The organism is Pseudoalteromonas luteoviolacea (assembly GCF_000814765.1).
In the GTDB taxonomy this organism is placed as follows: Bacteria; Pseudomonadota; Gammaproteobacteria; order Enterobacterales; family Alteromonadaceae; genus Pseudoalteromonas; species Pseudoalteromonas luteoviolacea_H.
This window is the reverse complement of record NZ_JWIC01000004.1, coordinates 102,587-113,630: the sequence shown is the minus strand read 5'-3', so window position 1 is coordinate 113,630 and position 11,044 is coordinate 102,587. Positions and strand designations below refer to the sequence as shown.

At 43.8% G+C, this 11,044-nt stretch carries 8 protein-coding genes; 1 reads left to right on the top strand and 7 read right to left on the bottom strand.

Annotated elements, in window-relative coordinates; genetic code table 11:
- Positions 1 to 60: 60 nt before the first annotated feature.
- Positions 61 to 2,073 carry an SUMF1/EgtB/PvdO family nonheme iron enzyme gene (locus tag JF50_RS03620; protein WP_039608149.1) on the bottom strand — a complete coding sequence of 671 codons (2,013 nt, stop codon included), beginning with the start codon at positions 2,071 to 2,073 and terminating at the stop codon, positions 61 to 63.
- A 211-nt stretch (positions 2,074 to 2,284) separates the two neighbouring features.
- On the opposite strand from JF50_RS03620, the gene JF50_RS03615 reads away from it, so the two are divergent.
- Positions 2,285 to 3,187 (top strand): 1-aminocyclopropane-1-carboxylate deaminase/D-cysteine desulfhydrase, encoded by a 903-nt coding sequence (locus JF50_RS03615; protein ID WP_039608148.1) that lies wholly within the window; start codon positions 2,285 to 2,287, stop codon positions 3,185 to 3,187.
- On the opposite strand, the gene JF50_RS03610 is transcribed toward JF50_RS03615, so the two are convergent.
- The 6 genes from JF50_RS03610 to JF50_RS03585 all read right to left on the bottom strand — a co-directional run bounded on the left by JF50_RS03610 (position 3,179) and on the right by JF50_RS03585 (position 10,815).
- On the bottom strand, positions 3,179 to 4,825 hold the full coding sequence (locus JF50_RS03610) for an EAL domain-containing protein (RefSeq protein ID WP_052262123.1): 1,647 nt from the start codon (positions 4,823 to 4,825) through the stop codon (positions 3,179 to 3,181). The genes JF50_RS03615 and JF50_RS03610 overlap by 9 nt on opposite strands.
- 385 nt (positions 4,826 to 5,210) lie before the next feature.
- Entirely contained in the window at positions 5,211 to 6,008 is a 798-nt protein-coding gene (locus tag JF50_RS03605; protein ID WP_039608147.1) for a formyltransferase family protein, read from the bottom strand.
- Positions 6,005 to 7,342: a DUF4910 domain-containing protein gene (locus JF50_RS03600; RefSeq protein WP_039608146.1), complete on the bottom strand. Its 1,338-nt coding sequence runs from the start codon at positions 7,340 to 7,342 to the stop codon at positions 6,005 to 6,007. Before JF50_RS03600 ends, JF50_RS03605 begins: the two co-directional genes overlap by 4 nt.
- 596 nt (positions 7,343 to 7,938) lie before the next feature.
- The gene (gene ssb / locus JF50_RS03595) at positions 7,939 to 8,598 is read right to left on the bottom strand and encodes a single-stranded DNA-binding protein (protein WP_039608145.1); all 660 of its coding nucleotides are present in this window, start codon (positions 8,596 to 8,598) and stop codon (positions 7,939 to 7,941) included.
- Between the two features lie 107 nt (positions 8,599 to 8,705).
- Entirely contained in the window at positions 8,706 to 10,073 is a 1,368-nt protein-coding gene (locus JF50_RS03590) for an MFS transporter (RefSeq protein WP_039608144.1), read from the bottom strand.
- Positions 10,074 to 10,125: 52 nt separating this feature from the next.
- Positions 10,126 to 10,815 (bottom strand): substrate-binding periplasmic protein, encoded by a 690-nt coding sequence (locus JF50_RS03585; RefSeq protein WP_052262122.1) that lies wholly within the window; start codon positions 10,813 to 10,815, stop codon positions 10,126 to 10,128.
- Positions 10,816 to 11,044 lie beyond the last annotated feature (229 nt).

The following is an 11,044-nucleotide window of genomic DNA, read 5'->3' as shown; positions in this document are numbered from 1 at the left end:
TAAGTATACAAAGTGCAAACTGCACTTTAACTGAATGCGCCCAACAGGGCGCATTGTAATTTATCTTTCTCGAACTAATCTAAAACCAATATAATTAGCTCTAAAATCAGGCGCTAACGCTAAGCGAGTAGACACTCTAGCTAAGCTAGGCGCAAAGTTCCATGCACCTCCGCGCACCGTGACATCATCTTGAGAAGCACGCTTTTGCGTCCACTCCCATACGTTGCCAACGGTATCATACAAACCATAGTTATTTGGTGAAAATTCACCTACTGGTGATGGGCTTTTATTTGACCACTCACTGCCACACCATCCACAGTTTGCCAGCCCTCGACCAATTTCATTGCCCCAAGGGTATTCTGAACTGGTACCCGCTCGAGCCGCATATTCCCACTCAACTTCATTAGGCAAACGATATTGGATCCCTTGTTCTGCAGACAACCAATTTGCATATGCTTTAGCATCTTCATAAGTCACACACACCACTGGAAAGTTTTCAGCTTGCTCAAAACCTGGATTGCTCCAGTTGTATTCGCTTTCCCAAATCGGCTCACCGTTTTTATAGTGTGCACAGCCCGTCCCTTTCTCAGCTTCAGTTTGATAACCCGTACTTATAATGAACTGCCTGAATTCTGCAACCGTCACTTCATTGCTTTGCATGGCATATGAATGACTCAGTACTTTCTCGACAACCGGGCGCTCATTAGCAAGGCCATTCCCCGTTAAATCTCCCATTTGGAATGAACCTGCAGGGATAATCACCACTTTATTTTCAACCAAGTTGGGCGTCACTGACTTTTGCACAGCGACTTGTCGCTCAACTTGCTCTCTTTTCGGTGTCGGTGCAGCAATCGACTCAGGCTTTTTTATCAGCTTAGCGTTTATCGTTCGTGCGCGACGCACGTCAACTCTTGCCTTATAAGACTCATACCCAAGCTTTCGGATTTCAATATCGTAAGATCCTAAAGGCACACTGACCACAAGCTTAGTCGAACCATAGCTCACACCATCGATAAAGACTTCATCATCATACACATTTGACCTTAGAGTTAGATCGACTTGTCTATCCTGTGGTGATTGCTGAATAATTTGAGATTTGATTTCCGTTTTCGGCTGCATTGCCGTCACGCTAGGCACGCTCGGCGTCGGTTTATCTAGTTCATCTTTAAACGTCAGCTGACTATCACTGAATGTTGTTGGATAGCTTGCTTGATAGCCCACCGATAATGGCGTGCCATATTCACTACAAAAACGGTTATCCAACGCAAGTAGACCACACAAACGGCTATTATTGACGTCGCCTCGCATCGTCACACTTAAGTTAACACTGTAGTTGCCTTGACCACTAAATGCACTGCCAATCACGTGACTACTCACGACCTGCACTTGTGCCCCAGCCAAATGACGTTTTGGCTCAACTGCCCGTTGCTCTGTTAAGTTTGCAAATATTTGGTCGATAAAGCGTTTGGTTGCTTTTTGCAAACCCAGCTGCTGGCCTCTTTGCTCACAAGCCGCTAACGTTTCAGTCCGCTTACAATTAATTGTATGCTCAACCTCAAGAGTGCCCTCTCGGGTAAATTCATTGCGAAGTCGCTCAACGCGCGCAGTACTAAGCTGGTCTTTTAAACTCGCGAGCGTATTAACGAGTGTGTGCTTGCTAACACGGATCTGCTCAATATCCTTGCGGTGCGATGCTATGGCCGCTAATTGCATCGCTATGTCTTCTTTATTCGCTTTATGATCAGCAACAGACTGCTGGTATCGCATCTGTGCCGATGAAATATCAATAGATGGATCATCGATAAGCCGACGATACAAATCATTCATGGCATCGAGTGCCTGATTTTTTTCTTTATCCAGTTCCGTCGAGTTACTCCTCAACAGTTCTAGTTGCGATTGTAAACGGGCTTCTTCAGCCACGTGCTTGTCTAATATCTGAGTATATCTATCTAACTCAGCTTGTTTCTCGGAGCGCTCTGACTCGATAGCTGTCACAGTCGCAGTATCTTGTGCCCAAACACTTACAGACAATAAGGCGGCAGAGACAAAAAGAGATAAAGGAGCAATTCGCATATATTCCATTCCCAACAGCGGCAGTTGTTTTGGTCTTTGTTATTTTTGATGTTTTAATGCTCAATGCTATGTAGTTACGATGTAAAACACAAGCCTTGCACAATTAATATCTGAGTTTACAACTATTAGTCACGTACTTACCAGTGTTCTGAGCACATTTTCATGAAATAATAACCTCAAAGCGTGTATTTACAGATAAATCGAAAATCTAATGAAGACTTCAAGCCACTTAGAATCACCTCTTCAGACCATTAAGCACCCGTTACTAACAGCCAAAAAAATCCAGCTGCAAGTAAAGAGAGATGATTTACTGCACCCAAGCGTGCAGGGTAATAAATGGCGAAAGCTCAAATACAATCTCATAGCGCTAAAGCGCCAGCAGTCTCAGTGTTTACTCACATTTGGTGGTGCATTTTCGAATCACCTCTATGCCACCGCCATGGCGAGTAAACTATTTCATATTCCAGCACACTTTATTGTCCGAGGCCCACATCTTGACTTGAGTAACCCGACAATACGCTTTGCTAAAGCGTGCAAGGTTAATCTGCACCCAGTAACTAGAATTGAGTATAGACAACGCCATGATGTACATTATCTCGAACAACTAAAGCATCAATTCCCCTCTGCCTTCATTATCCCAGAAGGGGGGAGTAACCAGTTTGCATTGCAGGGTTGTAAAGAGTTGGCGCAATCACTTCCGCCGAGTGATTACCTCTGTTGTGCCGTGGGTAGTGGTGGCACACTCGCAGGCATTTTACAAGGCGTACATAAGACGACGAAGGTACTGGGGTTTGCGGTACTAAAAAATGCTGAATATTTAAATGGAGAGGTTACGACACTCAATCCAAGCGCCCTTGAGCTGACCAATTGGCAAATCCTCACTGAATTCCATGGCGGCGGATACGGCAAGTTTTCCACATCACTTTGGGACTTTTGTCAAACCATGAAACGTGATCACCACTTGCCACTAGAGCCCATCTACACGGGTAAAATGATGTATGGTCTATGGCAAATGATTGAACAGGACCAATTCCCACAACACAGTCGCATTATTGCCATCCACACAGGGGGCTTACAGGGTCTAGATGGTCTTCGCTATCGACGCTTAATTTAAACTGTTCTCAAGCTCAAGTAAGGGGGCGCTGAAAAAGTAGCCTTGTGCGCCATCCACTCCTAAGCGTTGAATACAGTTAAATTCATCTTGGGTTTCTACACCTACCGCATAAACTGGGACTTGAAGCTTTTTGGCTTGCCCAACAATTTGCTTAACTACTGCTCGGCGTTTTGCACAGCCATTGATGCCATGAATTAATTCAAATGCTAACTTAATGCCTATGACATTATGTAGTTGCTGTAGTTGGATCACATCTAGCGGCTTATTAACATGATCAAGCACAACGTTCGTACCAAGTGGTGCCAATGAGCAAAAGAATTGCTCAAAATAACTTTTATGCTGATAGTAATCACTGATCATCAGCTCTAACGTCACATCACTCGCACGGCCAGAGTCTCTTAATACCCCTATCAGCCAGTTGAGAAAAACGCTATTTGACCAGTTCACAACATGCAAATTAACACTGACCGAAAACCCCTTCGGTTCCTTGGACAAAACTTTTAAGGCCTGCATCACAATTGCCTTGTCCAATTCCACCAAGTGTTGATTATGGTGAATTTTATGAATAAATTGTCCCGCAGTGATCAGCCCCAGCGTTTTATGACGTACCCGCAATAACGCTTCGCTTTGGATCACGTCTTGTGACTTAAAATCAAATAAAGGCTGACAAAATAACACAAACCGACCAGCTCTAATGTCTTGCATAATATGGGTTTCTGCATCCAGTAGACTTTCCGCAAGAGTATGGTTAAGCGGCAACATATGGATATGCTGCCACACATGGTTTTGCGCGATACTCAAAGACGATCTAGCTATCTGATAAACTTGCGTTTGGTCAGCGCCCTCGCCATAGAAACATGCACCGCACTTCACAGCACTGCGAGACAAGTCTCCTCGAAAGGCCAACAGCGCCTGGTAGACAACTTCGTGTAAGCGCTTAATCGTCTGCTCGACCTCATCTTTACTTACATCACTGAGTGTGACAGTCAAAGTGCCTGAAGATAAATACTTTGCTGAACAATATTTATATTTGTTAAAACATTTAGCTAATGTAACGCTAAAATGGCTTTGGGGTTCAATATGTTTGGGGAGCTCACATCGCCATTTAAACATAGCAAACACTGTAACTTGCTTATCTGTCGTGACATGTTGGACACCAGTTGAGCGCCCTTTGTCTATCGGTTTTTGTCCTCCACTGAATGGCGCAGCACGCCGGCGATCTGCTCGTCTATTCCCGCGTTTTACGTACAACACCCAAGCCCCCACGGCAAGGCACATTAACATAGCATTAAGCCACAACGCCCATGTAATCCCATTATTCACAATGTCTGTCGGGTGCAGGCTCAGTGCATCTTCTCCCATTTTAAATTGTTGGGGTGATGACAGCCAAGCCGTTACTGCATCACTGCTGGGAAAAACACTAAATCCAAATTGCTTAACTAACGCATTAAGTTCATGAGAAGAAATAGGAACAATATAGTAGGACAGCTGCGTATCTAAACGTTGGGCTTGCTCGTCGATCCACCCACTCGTTAATTGCACTATTGATAAATTACAAATAAACAAAAGAATACACCACGCGCCTACAACCACGTACTCACGTTTAACTGTGTGTTTTGCAAGTGCGAAGTGGAACATAATAAGGCAGCCATTAAGTAGTCTGATTAAAGTTTTGTTCAATCTAATACAAAACTCAAGGACACCAGATTAAGATTCCTAAAAGCTGCTGATCTTGCGGATATTATTTTTTCGCGAATGCCTGAGTGAAATCTCTCCCGAAAACAATAGGCGTAAGCTCACCTTGCACCCACTCACCTAACTGCCTTTTCTATCATAGTTAAATAGTGGGCTGTGCTCGGTTCGCACATTACCCAGCGCACATAAATACGCCACCAACGCAGCATTGGTGAGCAAAACGCTCGGTTTCATTACCTAGTATTTATAAATAACCAAAAAGAGCGCTTCATTTTACGATTCACATGACATGCGTAAGTCATACTCATGTCATGTTCACCGAAACACTTTAAAACTGTCGGTGTAGCTTTAACTCACTTTTACCAAATTTGCCATCGAGGTAATGATCAACAATATCGTCATTATAAAACTGATAAATGAGCTTTAAATGCTCTGGGCGCCACTGACTGCCAAGCCATAGTTTGCCTGTCGTAGTATGCGCTAGCTTGGTAATCGAGTTTGCCCCCTGTTCGTATAACATGCCCACCAATTGAGGTAGCTCATCACCGATTTTTAACACCGCTCTCGCCGCTAATTGATGAAGCCCATCTCCTCTGTACAACGGTGCGACACATTGATGAACGACGGCCCCAGCATCTAAGTCTTGAGTTAACTCATGTACTGTCATACCCGTTTTGTGTGGCTCAAGCATGTAACTTGGCCAGAAATGTGTAATGGCTCCTCGGTACCACGGGGACAATCCACCATGAATATTCCATTTTTCACCAGTGGCGCACGCCAATGTATCATCACTCAACATATGGCAGCCATAAGTGATTAACAAGTCGGGATCAGTGGCTGCTATATGCTGTTTAACATACTCAGTGTTGAGCGCTTGCACATCAATATTGACCGTTTCCACATCTGGCCATCGTGGCGCCCCAAACATTTCAAACTCAGCCTCTTCTCGCTTAGCAAAATGCGCGCGAAATAATGACTTTAATTGAGCATCAATGTCTGCAGGCGGCGCAGGTAAATGCGCCTCTCGTTGCTCAATAATCACTTTTTTTAATTTGCCTGTGGCTGCCAAACACCGGGCTATGTAAGCATGTCTTGGGTGATTACCAGTGATAAAAACGATACTCATAACACTTCTCCAGTATTAAACTCAATCAGCCGATGTTGTTCCAGTTCATCAATCACAGATTCCAATGAGGCCAACTCCAACCCCAATGACTGTGCAATGTTCACCATCGCTTTGGTGCCATCAGACTCACTTAATATAGTCAAAATAGCGTTCAGCTTTGTGCGACCATCCACCAAACTGTCACTAGATTTATCAGCATGAGCAAGGGTATTCATATTTGGATAGAGGTTTCGTTTCCCAAGCTGTGGTTCACCAAATGGACTTTGATTAACGGCATTCCCCGCAATTTCCCCCAACTTTAAGTAGCGCTCAACCTCATCGATTGACTGAATGATGCGTGCCATGTTCATCGCATCTTTATCATCCATAGAAGTGTGATATGGCACCTCAGTAACATTCAATGAACGACTGACTTGGGCAACAGGTAAGTTGAACCCAGGTGCACAATACTGACGTTCATCAGAGCCATGCAAAGGCGTAAACTCAACAAAGCGAAGGCTATCCGAATCGCTTAACTGCCTAGCCAGTTGATCAAAAACGCTGTCACCTCTGCGGCTCGCTTTATACCTTAACGAGTCCACATCACCACCCATACAAGTGAGGATCAGACCTGCTTCTAAGTTTTCAGCGAGTGATTGATAGTGTTTGTGTAAAAAGCATAACGAACCAATAGTTTCTGGATTCAGTAAAAACCGATAGGAAAAGCGCCTTTTTGGCCATTGCTTGATTCGATTATATAAACCAAGTAACACCAGTGGCCCACTGAGTTCATTGTTAGCAAGCGAAGGGTGACAAAGATAGCTGCTAAGCAAGACTTCTTTTTGGCTTTGCCCCTCAAGCAGCGTTTGCGCAAATGGCACTCCCCCCTCAGGATCAAATTCAGATTCTATCAAAACTCGGTAACGCCCCTGCTGTAATGCTTGTCTGTCTTTATCTTTAAGACAAAACCCCCATGTTCTTTGATAATAACTTGTCACGTAAGGGATAGCATCTGGCAGCGTTGGTAAACTATGTAAGTGCGGCTGCAACTCTTCTAAGGTGAGGTATTTATCGACGGGCTCAGAATAACTAACAACATGTAAATTATTGATATTAGTGTCACAGATCACCTCCCCGTCAGGCCCCCAAAGTCGTGCACGTCGGAAGTTCCATTGGGCAGGCACAACCCAATCAAAAACCTGAGTGCCACTTTTTACTTTATCGAACGTCAATGGCATATATCTACCGATGATATCCATAGATGCTTCTATACCATGACCTGTGATGGATCTGCAGAGCGGGAACAGTTCATCAAACAAACTATCAAGTAGCTTATATTCACTGTCTTGAGTCATCTCATTCCTTTATTGTCTTATTTTAATCGCGATGACTATACATAAAATAACACCAATAAAACATCTTAATGACGACGTTTCTCACAAATAACTCAGCAATATTTAACCATAAAAATCAAAGTATAAATACCAAACCTCAGTTCAAACCTGAATGAGTTAAACAACTTAATAATACGATATATAGCAATACTCTAACCATTACAGAAAACACCCTTTTTTATAACATAAAAAGTACAGTGTTGTTTTATCGGTAACTCTGTTATACCGATGTAAAATGAAAATAAAGTACGCTAAAGTCATCAATGTACGTCGCAACCGCTTTTTAGCTCATAACATTCCCTCGTGACTCATGCTGTTCTTGTTGGGTAGGTATCTTTTAAATATGCCTATGCTTGATATAGAAGCATGATTGACGCAATCACATTGGCGTACATTTCATCCTTATTAGGTATGCGCTATTTAGGTAAGGTGCAAATGAAGAACTAATACTTTTCTATACAAAAAAGCCCTTTGCACAGCTCAAAATCGACACCGATTATTGATATGCGCAAAGGGCTTTCTAAAAACTAATTTTATGACTTTAGACGTACTGGCTCTTAGAACGGAATATCGTCGTCAAAATCTATTGGTGGCTCCATCGGGTTAGAAGCACTACCCTGCTGCTGTGGTGCAAAACCGCCTTGAGACTGACCACCTTGCGCAGGCGCACTCTGTGCTTGTCCACCAAAGTTACTATTTTGTGGCTGAGGCGCACTTTGCTGAGGCGCTTGTTGCTGTGGTGCAAAACCGCCTTGCTGTGCTGCTGGCTGACCATATTGCTGCTGGTTGTTTTGCTGTGGTGCAAAACCACCTTGTTGCTGACCATAACCGCCTTGGTTGCCGCCTGACTGGTATTGACCGCCTTGCTCATTGCGGCCACCTAGCATTTGCATTTGGCCACCCATGTCTACCACTATTTCTGTTGTATACTTGTCTTGACCGCTTTGATCTGTCCACTTACGCGTCTGCAAACGGCCTTCAATATAAACCTGTGAACCCTTACGTAAGTATTCACCAGCCACTTCAGCTAACTTACCGAATAACACAACTCTGTGCCACTCTGTACGCTCTTGCAGCTGACCTGTGTTTTTGTCTTTCCAACTATCAGTGGTTGCAATACTGATATTCGCCACACCGTTACCGTTGGGCATATATCGAACTTCAGGATCTTGGCCTAAGTTACCCACCAAGATTACTTTATTCACACCGCGTGCCATGGCACCCTCTCCTCACACAATTACAAGCATTGCTTAGTTTCATTCTATATATCGATTGTATACCGATTGCACGTCGAATTCGACTCCTCATCGCAACCGAACCCTCGTTATGAAGAATATAAAATTTGCTTAGCTTGGTTTAAATCAAATTTACTTTCATCCACTTTTAAATAAGCGCGATTTTCTTCACTGACTACAGTCGCCTCTAGCACGCCCGGTAATGTAACCAGTTTATCAGCAAGTGTTTGTGCATGCTGGGGTTTATCGAGTTCCGTTACAAAGCTTAACGCTTTACTACGTGGAGGGACTTGCATGCGCCATGCAATAGCCAGCCATATTACCCCAATTCCTGCTGCCGCAGCAAATACAGTTTGCGTTTCGTAATGCTGTGCTAAAAAGCCACCAAGGACGCCCCCTAAAAACGCCCCCAAGAACTGTCCCGATGAAAATACTCCCATCGCTGAGCCTTTTTGCGTTGCTGGAGATATACGAGACACTAACGCTGGCATGGTCGCTTCTAAGAAATTAAATGCAATAAAATACAGAGTCATCGACAAAGCGATCCCCCATAAACTACCCGATAACCAAATCAACAAAAACGTACTCATACTTAATATGGCAATCGCAGCTAAAAATACTTGCTTCTCTTTTTGCTTTTTAATGGCCACTATCATCAAAGGTGCCATCAGGACAAAAGCTAGGATCAGCACTGGAATATAAATTTGCCAGTGAGATTGTGCCTCTAATCCTTCATTGATAAGCTTCGCAGGCAGCACAACAAACAAGGTTGTCAGCGTTAAATGGAGGAGTAACACCCCGATATCCAGTCGTAGTAATTGTGGGTGTTTAATTAAGTTTTTGATATCCCCTAACGATGCGACGGTATCACCTTTCGGTGCTTTATGAACGGCATTTGGCACCACAAACAACACAATTACAATGCCCACCAAAGCCAAAATCGCCGTCAACCAAAATACCCCAGCAATACCAAATGATGCCGCTACCATAGGGCCCACCAGCATTGCCACTGCGAAACTCAAACCTATGCACATGCCAATTACAGCCATCACTTTAGGCCGCTGTTCATCACGACTCAAATCAGATGCCAACGCCAACAGTGCACTGGCAATCGCACCCATCCCTTGCAATGCTCGTCCGGCGGTCACCCAATAAATAGAGTCCGCGGTGGCCGCAATAACAGAACCGATGGCGAACACCACCAGTCCTCCAATAATAATCGGTTTTCGGCCGAATTTGTCTGATAACCATCCCATTGGGATCTGCAGCAATGCTTGGGTCAGACCATACGCGCCAATGGCCAAACCAATCCAAAGCGGCGATACATCTTCGAACGAATCACTATAAATAGCCAGCACAGGCATCAGCATAAATAAGCCAAGCATGCGAAAAGCAAAGACGCCTGCTAGTGAAAAAGCGGCGCGTTTTTCAATTTGGTTTAAAGATTGATTGGACATAAAGTAACGTAAAGTCAAACAGTAAAAAATCGCGAGCTAGTTTAGCAAAAACTCAGTCCAACTGATATTTTTTTAATATTTCACTAAAACGCCCAGTTTTATTCAATCTGTTATACGCGCTTACCAAGTGTTCTAGTTGCTTGTCAGACACACTTTTTTTACTAAAGGCAAAATAGACCGGTGATTGATTCACCACCAGCGGTGCGATTTTTATGGTCATAAAATCAGGGTGATTGGTTGACTGAAAAATAATATTAAACTTTTCTTCTAAAAATCCAGCAATCCGTCCATGTTTGAGCAAACTGAGTTTAGTTTGATTATCAGGAACAAAGATGAATTGGGTTTCATCGCCTAACCGTTTGCTATACCGTTCGGTAAAAGTACGCCCGTAAAATGCGCCTTGCTGTATCGCAACAGGAACCGGTAGAGAAAACAAATCATCCATGCTATCAACGTTGAACAGACGCTCAGCATTCATCGCAAACACGATGGTTTCCATGCGCTGAGGACCCACAAAATAGGCAAATTCAGTGCGCTCTTGCGTGCGGGTCACGCTGAGTACCAAGTCAATATTACCCGCTTCTAGCATTTTCAATGAACGTCCCCATGGAATACTGACGAACTTATAACTGCACCCAGCCTCATCCAATAAGGCTTTGGCAAAATCAACATCCATTCCGTGCCAGCCCTTTTCTTCATCCAAACGAGATTGCGCGGCGTAATTTTCAAATCGCACCGTCATTTCACATGCCCACAAAGGCGGTAGAAAAAAAAGACTCAAAAGCAAAAAACGCACTTGCACCACTCAGTAGGTGATATTCAAAAATAAGTTTAGTTGTTTATTTTTGCAAAAGCTTAATTTTGTATGTCGGATGCGCTAACATGCGCGCTTATTCCGTCTATTCTTGCAATCAACCTCAGCGAGTGAGCCAGTACATGGCTTAGCACGTATCAAAGGTGGAATAACCGCA